This is a genomic window from Leptotrichia sp. OH3620_COT-345, from assembly GCF_003932895.1.
Lineage (GTDB): Bacteria > Fusobacteriota > Fusobacteriia > Fusobacteriales > Leptotrichiaceae > Pseudoleptotrichia.
The window spans coordinates 21306-44661 of record NZ_RQYW01000007.1 but is presented as its reverse complement, the minus strand read 5'-3'; the positions used below and the strand labels follow the sequence as shown (position 1 = coordinate 44661).

The 23356-nt window shown below is 30.3% G+C and carries 19 protein-coding genes; 12 read left to right on the top strand and 7 right to left on the bottom strand.

The annotated features are described in order from the left end of the window. Positions 1-4 precede the first annotated feature (4 nt). The 4 genes from EII29_RS13050 to EII29_RS05575 are packed head-to-tail and all read left to right on the top strand — an operon-like array spanning position 5 to position 3696. A complete protein-coding gene (locus EII29_RS13050) occupies positions 5-349 on the top strand; it encodes an alpha/beta hydrolase-fold protein (RefSeq protein ID WP_255411022.1) in 345 nt (114 codons plus the stop codon). Next, positions 283-792 (top strand): alpha/beta hydrolase family protein, encoded by a 510-nt coding sequence (locus tag EII29_RS05585; RefSeq protein WP_255411021.1) that lies wholly within the window; start codon positions 283-285, stop codon positions 790-792. Before EII29_RS13050 ends, EII29_RS05585 begins: the two co-directional genes overlap by 67 nt. Positions 793-803: 11 nt before the next feature. Then, entirely contained in the window at positions 804-2609 is a 1806-nt protein-coding gene (gene pbp4b, locus EII29_RS05580) for a penicillin binding protein PBP4B (protein ID WP_125236555.1), read from the top strand. Between the two features lie 13 nt (positions 2610-2622). After that, positions 2623-3696, top strand: coding sequence for a MupG family TIM beta-alpha barrel fold protein (locus EII29_RS05575; RefSeq protein ID WP_125236554.1), 1074 nt, complete (start codon positions 2623-2625; stop codon positions 3694-3696). Positions 3697-4000: 304 nt separating this feature from the next. Here EII29_RS05575 and EII29_RS05570 read toward each other — a convergent pair whose 3' ends face one another. Beyond that, positions 4001-4633, bottom strand: coding sequence for a thioredoxin family protein (locus EII29_RS05570; protein WP_125236553.1), 633 nt, complete (start codon positions 4631-4633; stop codon positions 4001-4003). Between the two features lie 40 nt (positions 4634-4673). Then, entirely contained in the window at positions 4674-5240 is a 567-nt protein-coding gene (gene ahpC / locus EII29_RS05565) for an alkyl hydroperoxide reductase subunit C (RefSeq protein WP_125236552.1), read from the bottom strand. Positions 5241-5804: 564 nt separating this feature from the next. Between ahpC and EII29_RS05560 the strand changes: the two genes are divergently transcribed. Further along, positions 5805-5996 carry a hypothetical protein gene (locus EII29_RS05560; protein WP_125236551.1) on the top strand — a complete coding sequence of 64 codons (192 nt, stop codon included), beginning with the start codon at positions 5805-5807 and terminating at the stop codon, positions 5994-5996. 379 nt (positions 5997-6375) lie between these two features. Here EII29_RS05560 and EII29_RS05555 read toward each other — a convergent pair whose 3' ends face one another. The 5 genes from EII29_RS05555 to EII29_RS05535 form a co-directional block, all read right to left on the bottom strand. Continuing rightward, entirely contained in the window at positions 6376-7815 is a 1440-nt protein-coding gene (locus EII29_RS05555) for a nicotinate phosphoribosyltransferase (protein WP_125236550.1), read from the bottom strand. 361 nt (positions 7816-8176) lie between these two features. Continuing rightward, a complete protein-coding gene (locus EII29_RS05550; protein ID WP_125236549.1) occupies positions 8177-9226 on the bottom strand; it encodes an SIMPL domain-containing protein in 1050 nt (349 codons plus the stop codon). Between the two features lie 23 nt (positions 9227-9249). Next, positions 9250-10392, bottom strand: coding sequence for an SIMPL domain-containing protein (locus EII29_RS05545; protein WP_125236548.1), 1143 nt, complete (start codon positions 10390-10392; stop codon positions 9250-9252). A gap of 146 nt (positions 10393-10538) precedes the next feature. Beyond that, positions 10539-10880 carry a hypothetical protein gene (locus EII29_RS05540; RefSeq protein WP_125236547.1) on the bottom strand — a complete coding sequence of 114 codons (342 nt, stop codon included), beginning with the start codon at positions 10878-10880 and terminating at the stop codon, positions 10539-10541. A 2-nt stretch (positions 10881-10882) separates the two neighbouring features. Then, positions 10883-12121, bottom strand: a complete 1239-nt coding sequence (locus EII29_RS05535; protein WP_125236546.1) for a DUF1576 domain-containing protein — start codon at positions 12119-12121, stop codon at positions 10883-10885. Between the two features lie 271 nt (positions 12122-12392). Between EII29_RS05535 and mutS the strand changes: the two genes are divergently transcribed. The 7 genes from mutS to secF are packed head-to-tail and all read left to right on the top strand — an operon-like array spanning position 12393 to position 23340. After that, the gene (gene mutS / locus EII29_RS05530; RefSeq protein ID WP_125236545.1) at positions 12393-15026 is read left to right on the top strand and encodes a DNA mismatch repair protein MutS; all 2634 of its coding nucleotides are present in this window, start codon (positions 12393-12395) and stop codon (positions 15024-15026) included. Beyond that, positions 15026-17221 (top strand): LptA/OstA family protein, encoded by a 2196-nt coding sequence (locus tag EII29_RS05525; RefSeq protein ID WP_125236544.1) that lies wholly within the window; start codon positions 15026-15028, stop codon positions 17219-17221. Before mutS ends, EII29_RS05525 begins: the two co-directional genes overlap by 1 nt. A gap of 43 nt (positions 17222-17264) precedes the next feature. Continuing rightward, the gene (lptB, locus tag EII29_RS05520) at positions 17265-17999 is read left to right on the top strand and encodes an LPS export ABC transporter ATP-binding protein (RefSeq protein WP_125236543.1); all 735 of its coding nucleotides are present in this window, start codon (positions 17265-17267) and stop codon (positions 17997-17999) included. Between the two features lie 55 nt (positions 18000-18054). Then, a complete protein-coding gene (gene alaS, locus EII29_RS05515; protein ID WP_125236542.1) occupies positions 18055-20667 on the top strand; it encodes an alanine--tRNA ligase in 2613 nt (870 codons plus the stop codon). A 36-nt stretch (positions 20668-20703) separates the two neighbouring features. Beyond that, complete coding sequence (ruvX, locus tag EII29_RS05510; protein WP_125236541.1) at positions 20704-21120, top strand: Holliday junction resolvase RuvX; 417 nt, start codon at positions 20704-20706, stop codon at positions 21118-21120. A 58-nt stretch (positions 21121-21178) separates the two neighbouring features. Beyond that, positions 21179-22381 (top strand): protein translocase subunit SecD, encoded by a 1203-nt coding sequence (secD, locus tag EII29_RS05505; protein ID WP_125236540.1) that lies wholly within the window; start codon positions 21179-21181, stop codon positions 22379-22381. After that, complete coding sequence (gene secF / locus EII29_RS05500) at positions 22381-23340, top strand: protein translocase subunit SecF (protein ID WP_125236539.1); 960 nt, start codon at positions 22381-22383, stop codon at positions 23338-23340. The genes secD and secF overlap by 1 nt, the downstream gene beginning before the upstream one ends. The last annotated feature ends 16 nt before the right edge of the window (positions 23341-23356 follow it).

The window sequence follows — 23356 nt, the reverse complement described above, 5'->3', positions numbered from 1 at the left end:
TAGAATGAAGAAAATAACGTTTATTTTACTTTTTTTCTGTTCTTTTTCAGTATTTTCCTTTACTGAAAAAAACATAAAAGTTCACAGTAAATCAATGAAAAAAGATATACCTGTGACCGTAATTTTACCGGACAGTTATTCACAGAGAAAGAAATATAGTACAATTTATGTTTTGCACGGTTGGTCAGGTTCAAACAGAAATTTTCCTGAAAAAACTTCCATAGGGAAACTTTCTGATGAATATGGGATTATTTATGTTTCAGCAGATGGAAATTATGATAGTTGGTATATAGACAGTTCTGTAAAAAAAATTCAAAATACTATACTTTTATTTCAAAGGAACTGGTAGAATATATTGACTTGAATTTTTCCACTTACAGTGATAAGGAGTATAGAGCAATAACAGGATTGAGCATGGGAGGATTCGGAGCTTTTTATATAGGTATTAAAAATCAGGGTATATTCGGAAATATCGGAAGTATGAGCGGAGGAATGCATCCTGAAGAATATAAGGGAAACTGGTGGATAGGAAAAGTATTTGACAGTAACTGGAAGGAATATAATATAGAGGATATAGCTCACCAGTTAATAGGAACGAAATCCAATATAATAATAGATTATGGAGTGGATGATTTTTTTATAGAACCTAACAGAAAGCTACATAAAAAATTCCTCGACTTAAATATAAAGCATGAATATATTGAAAGACCGGGAGTACACAGTTGGGATTATTGGAATAATTCCATAAAGTATCAGACTTTTTTCTTTAGCCAGAAATTTAATAAGGAATAAGGAGGTTTCCTATGAAAAAAATAATGTTTATTTTATTCAACTTAGTAATATTTTTAAATATATTTTCTTATCAAATGGAAAAAAGTTTTCCTGTCAGTAAAGAAAATTTTGATGATTCCATATTAACAAATAATATGTTCGAATTTAAGGCTTTTAAAGGACAGGGGTATATAATTCTGGAATATGAAAATTTTAAATATGCGGATATTTATATAAATGGGGTAAAATTGAAAACGGATGATTTTAAAGATAAAGGAATGAAGAAAATAGATATTTCCCGAATTACTGAAAATGATAAAAATATTTTTCAGATTTCAAATTTAAACGGGAAAGTTAATGTTAAAATACCTTATCCTGTTATTATTGAGAAATCTCAGGGAAAAGACTATAATAATGAAACTCTAAAATTTCTAGATGAATTTATAAAAGCTGAAATTGAAGCGGGACTTCCTTCAGTTCAAATAGCAGTTGTAAAAGATGGAAAACTTGAATTTCTGAAAAGCTACGGATATGTAAATAATTACAATCAGGATGGAACGGAAATAAAAGATAAAATAAAAGTTACCGATGAAACAGTTTATGATTTAGCAAGTAATACTAAAATGTATGCTACAAATTATGCAGTTATGAAACTTGTTTCCGAGAAAAAATTAAATTTAGACGATTATGTATATAAGATTTTTCCTGAATTCAAAGGAAGTAATAAAGAAAAAATTCAAATAAACGATTTGCTGAAACATCAAGCGGGATTTCCTCCGGATCCTCAATATTTTAATGATAAGTATGATAAAGATGACGGGATTCCCAACGGTAAAAATGATTTATATGCAATAGGCAAGGAAAATGTAAAAAAAGCTATTTTAAAAACTCCTTTAGTATATGAGCCTAAAACATTTACCAAGTATTTCGATGTGGATTATATGCTTTTAGGATTAATAGTTGAGAAAATTACTTCTCAAGATTTGGATATTTACTTAAAAGAAAATATTTATAATAAACTGAATTTGAGTAAGACAATGTTTAATCCTTTAAAAAACGGTATTGAAAAAAATATGACAGCTGCGACGGAATTGAATGGAAATACAAGAGACAATACAATAGATTTTATAAATGTGAGAAAATATACTATTCAAGGTGAAGTTCATGATGAAAAGGCATATTATTCAATGGATGGAGTTTCAGGACATGCGGGATTATTTTCCAATGCTTATGAAGTTGCAAAATTGGCTCAAATTATTATAAATGATGGAGGTTATGGAGATATTAAATTTTTTGATAAGACAACATTGGATAATTTTATAAAACCTAAGGACATTAATTCCAGTTACGGATTAGGATGGAGAAGACAAGGAGACAGGATTTATAAGTGGGCATTTTCAGGATTGGCATCAAGTGAAACAATAGGGCATACAGGGTGGACAGGAACACTTACAGTTATAGAACCTTCACAGAATTTGGTGATAGTATTGCTTACGAATGCTAAAAATTCAAGAGTTATAGATCCTCTTAAAAAGCCTAATGATTTTTATGGAAATCATTATTATACAACTAATTATGGAGTTATAAGTACGTTAATAATAGATGCATTTTCAAATAGGAACAGTAAAAAAGATACAAATTTAAGAATGAACGGTATTTTAAAAGAGTTAATAATAGGAAAATATAATTTGATAAAAAATGATAATAAATATAAAAATTCAGCAGATATAAAAAATGTTATTGAACTGATAAATTTGTTAAATAAAAGAACAGAAAAAATAACTTCGGAATACGAGAAGATAAAAGAAGAATTGAAGCAATTTAAATTTGACAAATAGGGTAGGAAAATATATGAAAAAAAATTTTGGAATAGGATTTTCAATTTATCTAAGTACAGATATAAAAAAAATAGAAAATGTTATTAATAAAGCTGAAAAATCAGGATCAAAGTATGTGTTTACGTCTTTAAATATTTCTGAAGAAAAAGTAAATAAGAATTTTAAATTAGAACAGATTGTGAAAATGTGCACTGAAAAAAATCTTAATCTTATAGTGGATATAAATAATGTAACTAAAGATAATGTAAATCTCAATTTGGAAAACATTTATTTAAGGATAGATGAAGGTTTAACATTAGATGAGATTTTAAAACTTTCAGAAAAAAATAAAATAGTTTTAAATGCCAGTACGATAACAGAAGAAGATTTGGAATATCTGAAGAAAAATAATATTGATTTTTCAAAAATATTAAGTTTACATAATTTTTATCCTAAAAAATTTACAGGCATTTCGGAACAGTATTTAAAGGAGCAGAATCTGAAATATAAAAAATACGGGATAAAAACAATGGCATTTGTAAGAGGCGATGAATTAAGAGGTCCTGTTTATGAAGGACTTCCTACAGTAGAGGAACATAGGGACAGGAGATTTCTGACATCATGTCTTAGACTGCTTTCTCTCTGTACTGATATAATTTTAGTGGGTGATATTGATATATCTGATGAAAAATGGATGGAACTGAAATACTTAAATAAAGGTGTTATTCCACTGAGAAGTAGTGAGAGGTTATTTTCAGGTAAAATATTTGAAAATAGGATCGATTATTCGGAGTATGTTATAAGAGTTGCTGTTTCTTCAAATATAGGAGAAACAAGGAAAGATTTTTCGGAATATATCAGAGAAGAATTGAAAAATAAAAAAATTGATATTCAAAAAAAACAGAGCGAAAATACATTCATTAAAAGAGGAGATGTTCTTATAAGTAATGAGAAATATTTAAGATATGAGGGAGAGCTTGAAATTGCATTAAAGGATCTTGGAATAGATGAAAAAAGATGTGTAGTTTCAAAAATAGATGAAAAAGATATTGAGCTTCTTGAATATGTAAAAATTCTTGGTAAATTCAGATTTTACTCTAATTTTTAGTTTTTAATATTAAACATTAAAAAGTTTTCATTAAATAAGTGAATTTTCAAACTTCATAATAATTAAGGTTAAAAAATAAATAGGAGATAAAATAAAACAGAAGTTTTTATATTTTATAATAATTTAATTTTAAAATAAATTAATTACATATATTTTATTAGAGTGCATAATAAATTTATTGGAGATTTTGGAGAGGTTTTGCTGAAAAAATATAAAGTATTTTAACAAGTATAAAAGGTGTTTTAATTAAGAAAATAAAACTTTCTTACTGAAAACACCTTTTATAGTTATTTTAATTTATTGACTAAGCATTGACAACTAATGTTATAAGTTGCTCAATAGATTGCTCTCCCAAAGCTGCCTGCTTTCCGTTTATATATACTACAGGGACACCTTGAATATTTTTTTCAGCTACTTCATTAGGATAGATGCCTCCGTCGACTAATGAAGTTGTTATATTCGGGTTGCTCAAAGAAATAACATTTAAAGCCTGTATTACTTCAGGACATTTTGTACATGATAATGAAATAAACGTTTCAATATTTAAAGGTTTTGTAACAGATTGAATTTTAGCCAACTGTTCATCTTCAAGTTTTTTTCCAAGTCCGGCAAGTCCCAAAATTGCAAGAATAAAGCTGTTAAATTCATGTCCTCCGGGAATTCCGTAAAAATTAATTCCTGTTCTTTCTCCATTTTTCAGTAACGTAAAAGATATAGGTCTTGTTATCCCTGTATTCTCTTCCAAAACTTTATCTTCGCCTATAAGTTTTTTTGTATAATTCAGTTTATCGGATATAGCATCAACTTCCAGAAGAAAACTGTCAAGTTCTTTTGATTTGTTGCAGTCTCCCAGAAAAGAAACAATTTCAATAGGTTCGCTAATTTTATCAAAATATGTTTTTAACTGTTCAACGATATTTGCATCAAGCAGTGCCATCTCTTCTCCTTTCATAAATGATTTTTATATTAATTTGAAATTATAATTTTCCTACCAGATCCAATCCCGGTTTTAATGTAGCTTCTCCTTCTTTCCATTTTGCAGGACAGACAAGACCGTTATTTTCAGCTACAAATTTTGCCGCCTTTGCTCTTCTTAAAAGTTCCGAAGCATCTCTTCCGATTCCGTCAGAATTTATTTCATAGGCTACAATTTCTCCTTCAGGATTTACAATGAAAGTTCCTCTTAAAGCCAATCCTGTTTCTTCATTTAATACTTCAAACATTCTTGAAAGAACAGTTGAAGGATCTCCAATCATAGTATAAGTTACTTTTCTGATAGCTTCTGAATTATCATGCCATGCTTTGTGTGAAAAATGAGTATCAGTACTTACTGAATAAACATTAAACCCTGATTTTTTAAAGTCTTCGTGATGATTTTCCAAATCTTCAAGTTCTGTGGGTCAAACAAATGTGAAATCTGCAGGATAGAACATAAAAACATTCCATTTTCCTAAGATGTCCTTCTCAAAAGATATTTCTTTAAATTCATCATTTTGATATGCTTGAACCGTAAAATTTTCCAATTTTTTTCCGATTAATGCCATTTTATTTCCTCCTATGTGTTATTGTTTTTAATTTAAAATGATTACAAATATTTTCTTTGTCATAATTATATATAAATTTATATTTTTTGTCAATAAGTTTATTCATCATTTCTATAAAATACAGGATAAAAAAATTTATAATAATGTTCTCGGATTACTGAAATGTAGTAAATTATACATTAAAAAAGAATAGGAAATCTAATATATATCGAAATAAATTAGTATTTCTTGATTTTTTTATAATCAGACATAATTTAGACATAATATAGTTAAATAATAAAATTTATATCAAAGTGGAAAATAATGAAATTAAGGATTAAATTAACAGTAATTTTTATAATAATTTTAGGAATAACAGCATTCTGGAGTCGAAAAAAATGGAAGTTCTGCTGTAGTATATATAATTCAGCCTCAGGGATTTAAAACAGTCAAATATAAACCTACTCCGGATTCAATGACATTAACTGGCGGATCGAAAGCGACAGTTTCTGGTGGTATGACGGGAAATGCTTTACAGACAGCGTATGATATTTTTTAAGTAGAAGTATAGACAGTAAAGCGATAGTGGTATTTCTTTCGACTTTCGGAAGTTATCCGTCAAAAACATTAATGATCGGATTAGGTAATGGAGAAATGACAGTGCTGTCTTTTATAGATTATAATGGAAAAGTTTATATGGTACAGATAGCGGGAAAATCTGAAAAAGTAAGAGAACTGCCTCTTTCTTTAGGAAAAATATGGAGTCCTGATAGATAGGTAAAAGAGAAGAATTTATAAAAAAGGATTGAGAGCTTATTATAGCCCTCATACTTTTTTATTAAACTTTTAAAAACATTAATGATTTGGATTGTTTCATATTCATTCGTTAAAAATCAGAAACTCACTAGTTATTTTTTATGTTTATTCCTGTATTTTTTTATTGAAATAATTTGAATTTTGGATTTTTTCTTATAATTCAAATATATGTTTCTAATATTATTATACTTTAACTTAAAATTGTTTTTTATTTTTTTTTAATATTTAAATTTAACAGTGAGAAAAATATAAGAAATGAAAATCAAAAAACATCTTTTTTGTTTTGATAGCAAATAAATATTATTTAAAATCCACAAAATTTGAATTAATAGTTTTTAATTTACTCTTTTTTAGAAAAAAGGTTAAGTATATTACTAGGAGAAAAAAGTAGATACTCGTTACTTCTTACTTCATCAAGAGTATAATCCTTTTTTAAAATACCGTTTTCATAAACAAGTTCCAAAACCGAGTTTTTATGATATTTATTTTCTTTTAAATGAGAAATATTAACAGTCGTATAATTTCCACTTTCTGTTTTTATAAGATCAAGACGTCCTTTTTTGCTTACTTTTCCTCTATCCGTAATTGGATTTTTATATACATCTGTTATTTTGTCACCTATTTTTATACAGCTACATTTCATAGCAAATTTGTGAGTATCTCTATTTATGTGAGAATCGGAATTTCCCTGAAGAAGAGAACCTCCACAACCTAAAGCTACATTTTCAGCTGAATATCCGTTATCTTTAAGAGATTTGTAAATATCCCATATAATGTTTTCATTAATTCCGTCTCCTTGGATAATTCTTACCTTATTAATAACTTTATATCCTTTGGAATTTATAGTATATCCAAAGTTGTTTTCAAGGCTTTCAAGGGCAAACAATATATTTGTAATCGCATCTCCACTGTCAGGTCTTATGACAAGGATACCGTTTCTATTCTGTATTTTTTCACGAAGCTGTTTTCCGATTATATTTTCCACTGCATTAAAGTAGTCATAACTGTCAAGGACTATTGCTATAGTTCCGTTCGGAAAAGAATCAAGCATATTTTCATAAGCTTCTTTTTCATATTTTCTTGTCCATGAAGTCATTGTACTGTGTTCCGAAGCCGGAATGCTGAAGCCGCCCATTTCACTATGATAATATTTTTTAGCGAATACAAGTGATTGAAGAGTATCCGTTCCCATAAAATTAGTTAAATGGGCAAGTCCGCCTATTCCTGCACTTTCTTCACTGGAAACTCCTCTGTATCCGAAATCATGTAGCTTAAAAGGAAGCTCATCTTTTACATTGTCCCCGGTTTCTTTTAAAAAATATTCTATAATTTGTTTTGCTTTATATGAAAATGTAGCTACAGTAATAGGATACCATATTTTCAGCAATAATGTTTCAACCCAACCGACAATCCAGGGGACATTAGAGTCTGTAGATTCTATAGTTACAAGAACGTTATGATTTTTTACTACGGCACCTTCAGGAACGGCCCTTATTCTGAGGGGGAGTTTTCCGTTCAAATTTTTTACGATATAGTTCCAACCGTCTTTAAAAAAAGGTAATCCGTGAAGTGTGCATATTTCTTCAGCTTCTTTGACCATTTCTTCGGTTACGGTTTTAGTAAGATATTCTTTTAAATAATACTGCAATCCAAAGAATTTCGTATAACCGTATAGCCCTCCCCGACTTTCTATATAGTCATGCATATATGTCATATTTTCAGGATATTGTTTAGGATGTGTCATTTTATAAGAGTCTGTCATTAATATTAAATTTTTCATATTTCGATCCTTTCTGAAACTGTAGTTTTTTAAATATTATCATAAAAACCGTAATTATTCAAAACAAACAAAATAAAAAAGACCGTTTCTGAAAAAATGTATAAATTTTTTTTCAGAACAGTCCTAATTTCAGTATCTATGAAAATCCTGAATTTTCGTAATAAAATTTCTGTTTATAGAAAAAATACTTAACTAACTTATTGTATGCTTGTATATGAAATCGGGATTTTAAAATCAATGTCAGCTTTAAAGACAGCGAAAAGCTGTAATTTAAAATAAACCGGATATTTTATATTTATAATTGTAACTGTATAGTTTTCTGTTTTTCTTATATTTCTGTAAATTATTAAAACATTATGTTTTAGTTCATTTCAAATTCTATGTATACTGATTTTGAAAAAGTATATTTTTGCGGATTTATTATTACGGAATTTTGCTGTGCTTTTTCTATAAGTTCCGTATCACTTTTTTTCAATATAGCGGAATTATAACCGTTTGTGTAATTTCTGTTATAGTAAGAATAATAAGGTTTTATAGTTCCGTTTGAATTATCCGTTATTGTTACGGGTTTTTTTAATTTGAGTTCTGTTTTATTAAGAATATTTTGAGCTTTTTTCAATGCTTCTTTGTAAGCAGTTTCATATAATTGATCTTCAAGTTGTTGTTTATTGTCAATGTCATACTCTATAACGCCTGTGGAGCTTATTTCCAGAGAATGAGCCAGATTTATTACATTTCCCAAATTTTTCATATCTCTTGTATTTACTTCTATGGAATGGGAAACTATGTGTTTTTCTTTTTTTACAGTTTTTTTATCTTCAAGATTGACTTCTTTGTTCTCATATCCTCCTATTTTGACAGCAGACTGACTGAAACCTTTTGAAACCAATTTTTTATGTATATCATTAAAAATATCGAGAGCTTTACGGTAGGAAGATTTATTGTCGGTATCTTCAGTTACTATATTGAAACTATAGTTTCCGTTAGGTGTTCTGTCTATGCTAAAAATGTCTTTCTGAATAAGAATATCCATAAAATTTTTCAGTAAATCGGTATTGAAAGGAGAAGTCTCTATTGTCAATGTAGTTTGAAATGATTTTTTCCCCTGATTTACAGTGACTGCTTCCCAAGTATAGTTTTTATAAGTAGAGTAATCTGTAGATTCTATCTTTTCGTACTTCGTATTTGTTTTCTTTAATAAACTTTTGTATTTAGCCAGTATATCGGAATTTTCTTTAGATGCTTTTTCAAGATTTTCTCCTTCTGTAACAATATTAAAATGTATTTTAGCCGAAGCAGGTGCAAGTTCCTTTACAGATGTTCCTCTGACTTGTATTCTTTTTCCTGAAGCAGTATCTGAAAAAGAAAATGCCGAGCATACTAGAAAAAGTAAAGTTATAATTTTTTTCATTGTGTTCAACCTCTTTCATAAAATTATTTTATTTCATAAATAACCGATATATTTTGAGAAAGTTTAATCGGTTTTGGTGTATAGTCCACTTTATTAGAGAAATTGTCTGAATATTCTGCAGCTTGAATAGAATTTCCGACTATGGCTCTGCTTTTCATTGAAGTTGCAGAAGCAGCAGATACGCTCCATTCTTCATCAATACGATTTATCATTTTCTGTTGAAAAGCTATATCTTCACTTACTACAAGAGGAGAAGAAAGTTTCATATTACTTGATTTTAGTATGCTTACAGCTTTATATTTTGCCTGATTAAAAGCTTCATTATACATTTCCGAAGCAAGTTGTTCTTTATTGGAAATATCAAAGGAAATAGTTCCACCGATGTTAATGGAGTTTTCGTCTGCAAGGGAAATGATATCATTCAGATTTTTCAGATTTTTTGTAGTTACGGTAAAAATTTCGGTTACTACAAATATATCTTTCGTGTTTTTTGTTTGTATATTTTCATTTTCAATAACTTTAAAATTATTGAACACAAGGTTACTTTCAGAAATTCCCGTTGAAAGGAGTTTTCTCCTTATTGAAAGGAATTTGTCGGATATTTTATTGAGAGCTTTTTCCGAAGTAGTATCGGTTTCACTTAGAGTAAAGTAATAAGAGTCAGGTGTATTATCAATTTTTTTAATTTTGTTGATTCCGTTTTTATCCGAAAATTCTATCAGATCTGAAATTTTTCCGAAATCGGTATTTTTTATTATAACTGTCATATATATAGTATATGAAACCGGTTTTTTCTTTTTTTTGTCAGGTTCTGAAGCAGTTTTTTTTCCTTTGAAATCTTCCTGAATGTCTTCAGTATAGTAAAAGTCGTTATTATCATTTTCGTAATCTTTCTGTTTCTTATTATAAAAAGAAATTGTTTCAAATTCTGTCGAATTTATTTTTTTTGATTTAAGAGCTGCTTTAAATTTATCGACTTTTTGTCGAAGTTCCTTTGTAGCAGTATTCAGGTTTTCATTTTTCACATTTATCTGAAAGGAAATTTTTGCAGTATCGGGCATGACATCTCTTTCGGAATTGCCTGTAACACTTATTTTCCTAATGACATTTTCCGAAAAAGAAAGTGCCGATAAAAAAAGAAAAAATACAGTGAAAATTTTTTTCATATTAATTCCTCCATTTAGTTTATGTTGTTAAAAAGATAATATATTTTTAATATATGACCATATTATCAGATTAATATTAAAATAAACTGAAAAATCATATATTTTTATGTATATAACATATATGATTTTCAGTCGATTTATATAAATTATATGCTTTTTCTTAAAATAATTTCCAATATTCCGTTTTCATACTGAATAATAACAGAATCGCAAATTCTTGCAACGAGTATCAGCTCATCTGCAGCTTCACCTTCACCCATTAATTCCCAATACTCGTCATATTCCATATCATGATGAACGGACATGAGTTTTTTCATTTCGTCAACTCTTTTTTCGGATAGCTTTGTAAATCCGTGAGTGTAAATTACATATTCATTTTTTTCAGCTTTTTTATCAATTTTAATGTGAAAGTCTTCCACCCCGTTTCCTAAATAAAAAGAAGTAATTTCACTTACAATTTTAGAAATAATTTTAATATTAGTCTTCATTTTTAATTTTGACCTCCTTGAAAAAATTGAAGTATAGGGACACTTACACTTGCTACTATACCTGCTGCAAGTCCTGTATTATAAAGATTTAATCCTCCATGTGCAGCTCCTATGTTTAAAACCAGACAGTAGTTTAAAAATCCTACTGTAATTCCTGCCAGAATACCGAATTTTCCGCTTATAGGTGCAAGGGTAGTTGAAAAAAACAAAGTAACTGCAAAAGCGGTTAATGAAGTATCGGTCTTAAATATATAAAATGCTGCAACTACTCCAATTATTACAGGCAAAACATTTTTTATATGTTTTCCGAAACCTGCAAATGCGACTACAGTAAGCATTCCTGATAAGATGGGACCGTTAAACATAGGAAATAAAAGAAATATTATTCCTAAACATAAAAATCCCAGTATTCCCATATTCATAATAACAATGGGAAAACCTTCTGTGACGGTAAAGTCACTTACAAGCCTTCCTGAGTGGGATAACAAGTTTTTCAACCCCTTAAAGGAATATCCATTTTTAACATAGCCATAAACTATATAAAATAAGTAGGCACCCATAAATAATAGCAACATTTCGTAATCCATAGTCTCAATAAAAGATTTCTTAAAGGATACACTGATGTTTGAAGCTTTCAGGACAGAATATGAAACAATTGCTACAAGTCCCGCTGCAAATCCCGTGTTATATAAACTGAAACCACCATGTATAGGAAGAATATGAACAGAGATTATCGGAACAATAAATCCTAAAACGGTTCCTAAAATAAGAGCGGCTAAAATACCCGGCAGAGAATAGTCGTAAGCTTCTGCCAATACACTTACAAAGGGTGAAAGAGAAGTCGAAAACATACATACTACAGCAACAGTTTTGAAACTTTTCCCGTTCATTCTCGCATAAAGGTATGCCCCGATATAGAAGGGTATAATATTCAAAAGGTTTTTGCCCATAAATGAAAATCCGAACATTAAAAATATACCTGATATATTTAAACCGTTTATTTTCATGTCCATTTTATATAAAAGATAAATATTTATCAATGTTATAGCAGAAGCATTAAAAATAGCGGCAGCTTTACCTCCTATTATAAAGTAGTCGGTCAGCAGAATCCCGTCCGATAAAAGAATATTTTTTATTCCTTCATACAATTTAAAAGGAGTAGATAGAATGAGTGAGTAAATCAACATAATAAAAGGTAAGAATGAAATAACGAGATATTCCTGCTTTTTTTCTTTTGTCATAAATTTTAATTTTTTCCTTTCGTTTTTTTAATCCGACTATACTTTTAAACATAAAAAAATTTAAACTTTGGTAAATATTAAAAATACAGCCATTCAAGCATGGAATAAGCAATAAATAAAATTTATAATGTATTTGATTAATTCCTGCTCCGTTAAATTTTACTATATTTCTTTGAAATTATCAATAGAAGTGGAAATAATACTTGATTTATGCTATACTTATATGAAAAAATATCAATGAAAATATAAGTTGGAAATAGAGGGATTTGTAATGAAAGAAACACCGTTAATGAAACAATACAAAGAAATAAAAGCAGAATATGAAGATTCCATATTGTTTTTCAGGTTAGGAGATTTTTATGAAATGTTTTTTGAAGATGCAATAAAAGCATCAAAAGAACTGGGACTTACACTGACATCAAGAAATAAGGAGAAAAATGAAAATGTCCCTTTGGCGGGAGTACCTTATCATTCTGCAAACTCATATATATCAAAATTAATATCTAAAGGCTATAAAGTAGCTATCTGTGAACAGATTGAGGATCCGAAATCTGCAAAAGGGATAGTGAAAAGGGAAGTAGTCAAAATTATAACTCCGGGAACGGTTATTGATGTGGATTCACTTGACTCAAAAAGTAATAATTATTTAATGAGTATAAAAGTAGTTGAAAATAAAATAGGAATAGCGTATATAGATATTACTACAGGAGAATTTAAAGTAACTGAAATTGAAAATGATTCCGACTGTCTTAGGCTTTTCAATGAGTTAAATAAAATAGAACCGAAAGAAATACTTTTGACAAATTCTTTTTATGAGACGATAAAAGAAAGAATTGATGATTTTATCCAGAAAAATAATGCAACAGTAAGTTTTGTAAATAAAGTGAGGGACTCGGAAAAACTGTTGACAGATTATTTCGGTGTAGTCTCTCTTGAAAGTTACGGTATAAAAGAGAAAAAATCAGTAATAGAAGCTGCTGCCATTGTATTGGATTATGCCGTGACAATGCAGGTAGAAAATAATCTGACAGTTGAAAAAATAGAATTTTTAAATGTATCAAATTATGCGGAAATAAATTCTATAACGAGAAAAAATCTGGAACTTACTAAAAATCAGAGAGAAAAAACTGTATACGGTTCTCTATTGTGGGTTTTGGATAAGTGTAAATCCTCAATGGGAACGAGACTCCTGAAAAGATACATAAATAATCCTTTACTGAATATAGGTGAAATAAATGAAAGACAGAATAATGTTCAGTATTTTATTGATAACATTCTTATACGTGAAGACTTAAAGGAAAAGCTTGAAAATATATATGATTTGGAAAGACTTTTAGGGAAAATTATATTCGGAAATGAAAATGGTAAAGATTTGATAGCATTAAAAAATACTGTAAAAGCATCAATAGAAATAATAAATATTTTAAAGAATACACCTTTTTTTGATGAGATAAATATAAATGTACTGGAAAATATTTATAAACTTATTGAAGAAAGTATAGATGAAAATGCTCCTTTTACAGTGAGAGAAGGAAATATAATAAAAAGAGGATATAATGAAGAGCTTGATGAAATACATTGTATAATGAATTCCGGAAAAGATTTTTTATTGGAAATTGAAAGGAAAGAAAAAGAAGCTACCGGTATAAAAAATATGAAAATAAAGTATAACAAAGTTTTCGGTTATTTTATAGAAGTCACAAAGTCCAATTTAGATTTGGTACCTGATACATATATAAGAAAACAAACACTTACAAATGCCGAAAGATTTGTTACTCCCGAGCTGAAAAAATATGAAGACACCATTATAAATTCAAAGGCAAAAATTGAAGATATGGAGTATTATTTATTTAAGGAAGTGAGTAGTAAGGTTAAAGAAGAGAAATCACTTTTGTCAAAACTTGCTGAAAAACTTGCCTATCTTGATGTAATAATTTCGTTTTCTACAATAGCCATAGAAAACAATTACATCAGACCTGAAATTACCGAAGAGTTTTCTATTGACATAAGAGACGGCAGACATCCTGTAGTGGAAAAACTTATAGGAAGATCGGATTTTGTTTCAAATGACACGATGTTTACTGAAAAAGAGAGATTTGCAGTATTGACAGGTCCGAATATGTCAGGGAAGTCCACATATATGAAGCAAGTATCACTTATATGTATAATGGCACAAATAGGTTCTTATGTACCTGCAACAAAGGCTAAATTGTCTGTTGTAGATAAATATCTTACGAGAATAGGAGCTTCTGATGATATTCTTACAGGACAGAGTACGTTTATGGTAGAAATGAGTGAAGTTTCCAATATTATAAACAGTGCTACTGAAAAAAGTCTCATCATTCTTGATGAAGTAGGACGGGGAACTTCCACATTTGACGGAGTTTCCATTGCCACTGCGATTTCGGAATATATCCATGAAAATATAAAAGCTAAGACAATATTTGCCACTCACTATCATGAACTTACAGAACTTGAAAATAAATATGAAAATATTGTAAATTATCGTATAGAGGTAGAGGAGAAATCGAGGAAAGTAATGTTTCTCAGAAATATTGTCAAAGGTGGTGCAGATAAGTCATATGGCATAGAAGTGGCAAGGCTTGCAGGACTTCCTAAAGAAATTTTGCACGAAAGCAGAAAAATACTTCACAGACTTGAACAAAAAAAAGAGCTTATAGAAAAGACAATAGATGTTCAACAGCTTTCTCTTTTTGGGCAGGTTCTTGAAATTGAAGAGCAATATGAAGGCTATAATCCTGACTTTTATATTGAAGATAAAAGTGACAAAATAGCGGATGAAGTTATATATGATATTGAAAATAAAGATATAAACAATATCACACCTATGGAAGCATTAAAATTTTTATCTGAAATAAAAGCAAAATTAGAGGAGAAAAAATAATGTGGAAGAAAATAGCTTACGGCGGCTTGATAATTATTGTATTATATTTTTTATATGCAGTGTTTTTCAAGAAAATAGAAACTCCTGTGGAAAAGATGAAACAGGAGATGAAAGCTAAAAATGTCGTATATAAACTTAAAGATGATGCAGTAATATATGCCGATGAGCAGATAGGAGCTCAGAATCAGGGAGATGGAATTATAAGATTTAAAGGGGTTGTAATAGACTTGCTGAAAAAGGATATGCTTATATCTGCAAAAAATGGAGAAGTTAATACGAAGACATCTGACATAACTTTGAAAAATAATGTTACAGGAAGGACAAAAGACAACAAGTGGAATATATTTACAAATCATATAGACTATAAAAAAGAAGGAGATTTGATTATTTCCGATACTAGGACAAAAATTGTAAATAATGAAGATAAAACAGAGCTGGAAGCAGATAAAGTTCAAACAACAGTCAAATTTGAAGAAATAATAGGAACAGGAAATGTTATATATAAAAAAGAGGAAAAAGAACTTAAAGCCGATAAAATAAAATATAATGATATAAATAAACAAGCTGAAGCTGAAGGAAACGTAAAATATAAAGATCAAAAAAGTGATATTTCAGCAAACAGAGGATTATATTTTATAGAAAAAAAGCAAGTAGATGCAAGAGGAAATGTAGATTACAAGAATAAAGATTTGAATGTAAAAGCTGATCATGTATTTTATGACGAAGTAAAACAGATTGCCAATGCAGACGGAAACGGAAAATTTAATTATTTTCCCAGAAATTCTACAGGAACATTTCGAAGCGGAGTCTATGATCTTGCTAATGAAATCTTGACTACCAATCAGTATTATACAATGAATTATGACGATTATAAAATGAATGGATCGGGACTTGTGTATCTATTTAAAACGGGAGATGCCACACTGACAAGTAATTTTTCCGTGACAAAACAGAATTTTACCGTCAATGGTTCAAGTGGTACAATGAATACGATAGTAAAAAATATTTTCGCAAATAATATGGTAATGACCAGTGTTCAGGGTGATAGAATAAATTCAAAAACGGGAGAGGGAAGTTTCGAGAAAAAAGAATTCAGATTTGACGGAAATATAAATGGGAAAATAAGAGGAAATGTAAAGGACTTTGTAAACAATCCGACAAAGCTTGTAGATTATGAAGCAGTCCATTTTAGAGGGAATACTGCAAAGATATATTTCCTGTCTCACAGTAACAACGATATGAGTATTACGCGGAGTGAAATAAAGGAAAATGTCCATATGGTATATAAAGAAGTGAATCTTGATTCTCAGTATAATGAAATAGATACTTCGAAAAATTTGGTGTTAGCAAGAGATCAAGTGGTACTTGACTTCAGAAATGAAACACAAATGACTTCAAATTTTCTTTATTTGGATTTGAACAGTGAAATCGGCAATGCACAGAATAATGTAAAAATAGTAAGTAAATTACCTCAGTTTGTAAATTTAAACACGAGTGCGGATAAAGCGACTGTCAATATGAAAGAGAAGAAAGTGATTTTATTCGGAAATGTGACGACTTATCAGGGGAAAACTAAAGTGTCCTCTAAAAAAGCAGTTTATGATATTAATAAAAAAATACTTGAAAATGACGGAAATATAAAAATGGAGTATTATGTTCAGAATGGGGCTGTAAATTCGGGAAAGGCAAATCCTAAAGATACTGAAGCGGTAGAAGAAGTCATAAAAAAACTGTCAGTTTCTCAAAATGAAGTAAACAGAAAATCTAAAATAGAACTTCCGAAATCAATAAGAGCTTCGAATGAAACTCAGGTAAATATAAAGTGGAATTCTTCAGATTCGAACTTTTTAGCTGTTACAGGAAAGATAAATAAGGAATTTCTCGGTGGAAGAGACAGGAATGTTGTATTAAAAGCAGTTGTAAGAGCCGGTTCTGAAGAAAGGGAAAAAACTTTTAATGTAAATATTCCGGCAGAAACAGTAAATGAGATGTTGGAAAGAGCAGCAAGAAATATTTATGTACCTGAAATAGGACGAAACTTACCTGATAGTGTAAAGATAAATGTTGCAAAGGGAACTCTGGATGTCCCTATTACATGGATACGACAAAGTCAGGCTTCAGGAAAGGAAACGGGGACAAAAGGACTTACAGCGGTACTTAAATATGAGAATGTTGAACACAGAAAACAATTTTAAAAATAATTTTTAAAAAAGGAAATATTGAATAGCGGGAGATACAATGAGTAGAAAAATCAGCATAGAAGCCGATAATTTGAAAAAAATATATAAAAACAGAGAAGTTGTGAAAAATGTCAGTTTAAATATGGAAAAAGGTGAAGTAGTAGGACTTCTCGGTCCTAACGGTGCAGGAAAAACTACAACATTCTATATGATAACGGGGATTATCAAACCGAATAACGGAAGAGTGACTTATAACGGGGAGGATATAACAAATTTTCCTATGTATAAAAGAGCAAGAATGGGGCTAGGATATCTTCCTCAGGAAGCCTCAGTTTTTAGAAATCTGACTGTTGAAGAAAATATTGTTTCAGTTCTGGAAATGAGAGGTATTCCTAAAAGAGAAAGAATAGAAAAAATGAACAATCTTATAGAAGAATTCAAGTTATCTCATGTGGCAAAAAGTTTAGGATATGCCCTTTCAGGGGGAGAAAGAAGACGTGTGGAAATAGCGAGAACCATTTCTACAAATCCGGATTTTATACTTCTTGACGAGCCTTTTGCAGGAGTCGATCCTATTGCAGTTGAAGATATACAGAATATTATTATACAATTGAAAGAAAAGGGTCTTGGAATATTGATAACCGATCATAATGTGAGAGAAACGTTGAGAATTACTGAAAGAGCTTACATTATGGCTGAGGGAACCATACTCATATCAGGAAACGGGGAAGAAATTGCCAATAATGAAACTGCAAGAAAAGTATATTTAGGAGATAACTTTAAGCTGGATTAACAATAAGAAAATAAAAATAGAAATTAAATAAAAGTAAAAATTAAGGAGAAAATGAATGACGGGAAATGAATTGAGAAAAAGTTTTATTGATTTTTTTAAGTCCAAAGAACATAAGCATTTTGAAAGTGCTTCACTAATACCTGATGATAAAAGTTTATTGCTGACAGTGGCGGGAATGGTTCCTTTTAAGCCGTTTTTTCTTGGAGAAAAGGAAGCACCTTTTAAAAGAATAACTACATATCAGAAATGTATAAGAACCAATGACTTGGAAAATGTGGGGAAGACACCAAGACATCATACATTTTTTGAAATGCTTGGAAATTTTTCCTTTGGTGATTATTTTAAAAGGGAAGCTATTGAATGGTCATGGGAATATATAACGAAAATTTTGAAACTGGATAAAGAAAGACTTTGGGTTTCGGTTTTTGAAACTGATGACGAAGCATATAAAATATGGAATGAAGAAATAGGTATTCCTGAAGAAAGACTTGTAAGATTAGGAGAAGATGATAACTGGTGGGCGGCAGGTCCTGTAGGTTCGTGCGGTCCATGCAGTGAAATTTACTATGATACTCAAAATATGGGGGAAAATAATGAAGAAATAAACTGTAAGCCCGGAGATGAAGGGGATAGATTTCTTGAAATATGGAATCTGGTATTTACTGAATGGAACAGGCTTGAAGACGGCACATTAGTTTCTTTGCCCGAAAAAAATATAGATACGGGGGCGGGAATTGAAAGGATAGCTTCTGTTGTTCAAAATAAAAAAAATAATTTTGAAACTGATTTATTTATGCCCATTATCAAAGGAATTGAAAAAATTCTTGGAGTGGAGAAAGAAAAATACGATGAAACGGTAAAAATAATTGCCGATCATATAAGAGCCTCAGTTTTTCTTATAAGTGACGGAGTATTGCCATCAAATGAGGGGAGAGGGTATATATTAAGGAAAATAATAAGAAGAGCATTTGGAGTAGGGAGTGTTGCTAAAGGTAAAGTATTTGAAAAGGAAGATATATTTCTACATAAAATAGTTTCTTATGTAGTGGAGACTATGAAAGAAGCCTACCCTGAATTGTCTGAAAAGGAAGAATACATAGAAAAAGTAATAAAAATAGAAGAAGAGAGATTTTCTACGACATTGAAAAACGGAACTGAAATGCTTTTTGATGAAATAAAAAAGTTAAAAAATGAAAACGGAAAAAAATTATCTTCGGAAATTTCTTTCAAGTTGTACGATACATTCGGATTTCCTTTTGAATTAACAAAACTTATTTTAAATAATAACGGAATAGAAGTTTCTGAAGAAGATTTTGAAAAAAGATTGGAAGAACAGGTAACAAGATCCCAGAGAAGCCGTGTTACGATATCTGACATGATTAAAGATGACTTTATTGATGAATTTTTTGAAAAACATGGAAAAACTGAATTTACAGGATATGAAAAGTTTTTAGATAAAGGGAAAATATTGTATGTTGCTAAAAGTGAAGGTATGAGCGGATATGAAATGATATTTGACAGAACTCCTTTTTATGCGGAGTCTGGAGGACAGGTATCGGATACAGGTAAAATAACTGCAGGTGAATTTGAAGGGAGAATAATTGATGTCGTTAAGAAAAAAGATATATTCATTCATCAGGTCGAAGTAGTGAAAGGCATTATTCCTCCTGAAGATACAACAGTGGAAATGGAAATTGATATTGAAAGAAGGAAAGACATTCAGAGAAATCATACTGCGACACATATACTTCATAAAGTATTGAGAGAAAAGTTGGGAACTCACGTAGAACAATCAGGATCCCTTGTAGAAAGTGATAAGTTGAGATTTGACTTTTCCCACTATGAAGCTATTTCTAAAGAAATTATAGAAGAAATAGAAGCTGAAGTGAATAATGTAATACTTTCAAATATAAAAATGAAAATAGGTTATGAAAATATTCAGGAGGCTAAGGATAGAGGGGCAATGGCACTTTTCTCGGATAAATACGGAGATGTAGTCAGAGTAGTGGAGATACCCGGATTTTCTATAGAATTATGTGGTGGGGCACATGTACAGTCCACAGGTGAAATAGGACTTTTTAATATAGAATCTGAAACGGGGATTTCATCAGGAGTAAGAAGAATTACAGCCACTACAGGCCACAAAAGTCTGGATTATGTAAATGAAGTGGAAGCGAAACTGGCAGAAATATCTTCAACGATGAAGTCGGACGAAAATAATATAATTGAAGTTTTGAAAAAGTTCAAGACAGAATTTAAAAATCTTGAAAAATCCTATATACAACTACAAAGTAGAGTTTTGAAATATGAGATAAATGATCTTTTTGAAAAAACCGAAGATATTTCAGGAGTAAAAGTTTTAGTTAAAGCCTTTGAAAACAAAAGTATTGAAGAATTAAAAGAAATAGTGGACAGAGGTAAAGAAAAACTTGGAAGTGGAATAGTTATCCTCGGCTCTGACAATGAAAAGGCGGTATTTGTAGTAGGGGTTACAAAAGATCTCACATCAAGAATTAAAGCGGGAGATATTGTAAAAATTATGGCACAGGCAGCAGACGGTAATGGAGGAGGACGTCCCGACTTTGCTCAGGCCGGAGGAAAAAACGGAAATGCCGTAAAAGAAGCTGTGGAAAAAAGTAAAGAATATGTTGCTTCAAAACTTGCATGATATATTCACAATTAAAAAATATGAAAAGGGAAAAATATGAAAAAATTTATCGGTCTCGATGTGGGAGATGTTCGGATAGGAGTTGCAAAATCCGATCCTTTGGGTATTCTTGCCACTGCTCTTGAAGTAATGGATAGAAATATTGTAAATCCTATTGAGAGATTAAAAGAAATATTAAAAGAAGAGAATACAAAAAAAATAGTAGTCGGACTTCCTAAGAGTCTTGACGGAACAGAAAAACGTCAAGTAGAAAAAGTTGAAAAATTTGTCGAAGAAATAAAAAAAGAAATACCTGATATAGAAATATTTATGGTAGATGAAAGATATACAACTACTGAAGCGGAGCGTTATTTAAAAAATTATTCCAAAAAAAATGGAAAGGAAAGACGTAAAGTAGTAGATATGGTAGCAGCTTCCATAATATTACAGAAATATCTGGATACAATAAAATAAATATTTAATTTAAAAGATAAATAAAAATAACAAATTTATATTTGTGGAAAGGTGAGTAATGAAGAATAAAATGATACATTATATTCTGCTGCTGGTAATACTTATTATTCCCGGAATAATATTGTACAATAGCGGAATAAAGTTAGGACTTGATTTAAGAGGAGGAACATATGTAGTATTACAGGCTCAGGGAAAAGTGGAGGCGGATACTATGGATAAAGTAAGGGATATAGTAGAAAGACGTGTAGATAGTCTCGGAGTTTCCGAGCCTGTAATTCAAATAAACGGAAATGACAGACTTATAGTGGAGCTTGCAGGTATTAAAGATCCTCAGAAAGCTATTGATTTAATAGGGACTACAGCTAAATTGGAATTTAAAATTAAAAATGAAGACGGAACATACGGACCTACACTTCTTGAAGGTTCTGCCATAAAAAATGCAAATCTTTCTCAAGGACAGTTCGGACAACCTGAAGTGGCATTTGAACTGGACGGTGAAGGAGCGGAAAAATTTGCAAAAATTACAAGAGAAAATATTGATAGACAGTTAGCTATAATGCTTGACGGTAAAGAGCAATCGGCACCGAGAATAAATTCTGAAATACCGGGGGGAAGAGGAGTAATAACTACAAATGACCCTGAAGATGCAAAAGCATTGACAAATTTGTTGAAATCGGGAGCATTACCTGTAAATATAAAAATACTTGAAACAAGAACTGTAGGAGCTACATTAGGAAATGAATCCATACAGCAGACAAAAATGGCAGGAATAATAGCAATGATAGCGATTTCTTTATTTATGTTCATAATTTATAAAATACCGGGATTAATAGCTGATGCAGTTTTGGCAATATACGGATTTTTAGTGCTGGCTTCTTTCAGTATGATAGGGGCGACACTTACGCTTCCGGGGATAGCAGGATTTATATTGACTTTAGGAATGGCTGTTGACGCAAATGTTATTACATTTGAAAGAATAAAGGAAGAATTGAAGAAAGGATATTCTCTTGAAGATTCGGTGGAAAACGGCTTTAAAAACGGTCTTCCTGCAATACTTGACGGAAATATAACAACACTACTGGTAGCTTCGGTATTATTCTTTTTCGGTACGGGACCTGTAAAAGGATTTGCGGTTACGCTTACATTAGGAGTGGTCATTACAATAGTTACTGCATTATTTATAACAAAAGTACTCTTTAAACTTATAATATCAACATTTAAAATAAAAAAAGAACAGTTATTCTGGAAAGGAGTAAAATAATGAATTTAAAAGTAATACAATTAAGAAAATATTATTTAAGTTTTTCAGCTGTTATGGTTTTAGTTTCTATTATTTTATTCTTTACCGTGAAACTGAATTTAGGGGTTGACTTTAAAGGAGGAGATCTGCTTCAATTGGATTATGCAGAAGCAATCAATAAGGAAGCTTTAAATAGCGCTCTTGACAGTCTTGCAGGAGAAATTCCGCAGTTGAAAAGTAGAAGATTGCAATACTCTGAAGATAATACAGTAGTTCTAAGAACTGAACAGTTGACGGAATTACAGAAAAAAAATGTTTTGAAAGCGTTGGATGAAAAAACGGGGAAATATGAACTTGTCAAATATGATACTGTAGGTCCTACAATAGGAAAAGAACTGACTTCGAATGCTATGACAGCTCTGCTTATAGGAAGTTTACTTATAATTATTTATATTACTATAAGATTTGAGTTTGTTTATGCCATAGCAGGAGTACTTGCGGTATTACATGATGTAATAATAGCAATGGGGCTGATAGCATTTCTGAAATATGAAATAAATACTCCTTTTATTGCAGCAATACTTACTATTTTAGGGTATTCTATGAATGATACTATCGTAGTATTTGACAGAATTAGGGAAAATGATGCCAAAAATGGAAAAACAAAGGACTTCGGTGAAATTATTCAGGAAAGTGTAAATCAGGTTTATATGAGATCATTATTTACTTCACTGACAACACTACTTTCCATAACAATACTTCTTATATTCGGAGGAGATTCTTTGAAAACATTTAATACGGCTTTGTTTATAGGTATGATCTTCGGTACATATTCTTCAATATTTGTGGCAAGCCCGTTAGTATATCTCATGAGAAAATACAGAAAAAAGAAAAAGAATTCGGGACATGACGGAAATATTAAAAAGGGCTTACAGAAAACTGTAAATGGCTATAATGAAGATGAAAAAGTACTTGTGTAATTATTTCAGAAGGTGA

Coding starts and splice junctions, on each gene's coding strand:
- secD (WP_125236540.1), top strand. CDS start 21,179: ATGAAGAATAAAATGATACATTATATTCTGCTGCTGGTAATACTTATT.
- EII29_RS05535 (WP_125236546.1), bottom strand. CDS start 12,121: ATGACAAAAGAAAAAAAGCAGGAATATCTCGTTATTTCATTCTTACCT.
- secF (WP_125236539.1), top strand. CDS start 22,381: ATGAATTTAAAAGTAATACAATTAAGAAAATATTATTTAAGTTTTTCA.
- EII29_RS05555 (WP_125236550.1), bottom strand. CDS start 7,815: ATGAAAAATTTAATATTAATGACAGACTCTTATAAAATGACACATCCT.
- EII29_RS05550 (WP_125236549.1), bottom strand. CDS start 9,226: ATGAAAAAAATTATAACTTTACTTTTTCTAGTATGCTCGGCATTTTCT.
- alaS (WP_125236542.1), top strand. CDS start 18,055: ATGACGGGAAATGAATTGAGAAAAAGTTTTATTGATTTTTTTAAGTCC.
- EII29_RS13050 (WP_255411022.1), top strand. CDS start 5: ATGAAGAAAATAACGTTTATTTTACTTTTTTTCTGTTCTTTTTCAGTA.
- ruvX (WP_125236541.1), top strand. CDS start 20,704: ATGAAAAAATTTATCGGTCTCGATGTGGGAGATGTTCGGATAGGAGTT.
- EII29_RS05525 (WP_125236544.1), top strand. CDS start 15,026: ATGTGGAAGAAAATAGCTTACGGCGGCTTGATAATTATTGTATTATAT.
- lptB (WP_125236543.1), top strand. CDS start 17,265: ATGAGTAGAAAAATCAGCATAGAAGCCGATAATTTGAAAAAAATATAT.
- EII29_RS05545 (WP_125236548.1), bottom strand. CDS start 10,392: ATGAAAAAAATTTTCACTGTATTTTTTCTTTTTTTATCGGCACTTTCT.
- EII29_RS05570 (WP_125236553.1), bottom strand. CDS start 4,633: ATGGCACTGCTTGATGCAAATATCGTTGAACAGTTAAAAACATATTTT.
- pbp4b (WP_125236555.1), top strand. CDS start 804: ATGAAAAAAATAATGTTTATTTTATTCAACTTAGTAATATTTTTAAAT.
- EII29_RS05575 (WP_125236554.1), top strand. CDS start 2,623: ATGAAAAAAAATTTTGGAATAGGATTTTCAATTTATCTAAGTACAGAT.
- mutS (WP_125236545.1), top strand. CDS start 12,393: ATGAAAGAAACACCGTTAATGAAACAATACAAAGAAATAAAAGCAGAA.
- EII29_RS05540 (WP_125236547.1), bottom strand. CDS start 10,880: ATGAAGACTAATATTAAAATTATTTCTAAAATTGTAAGTGAAATTACT.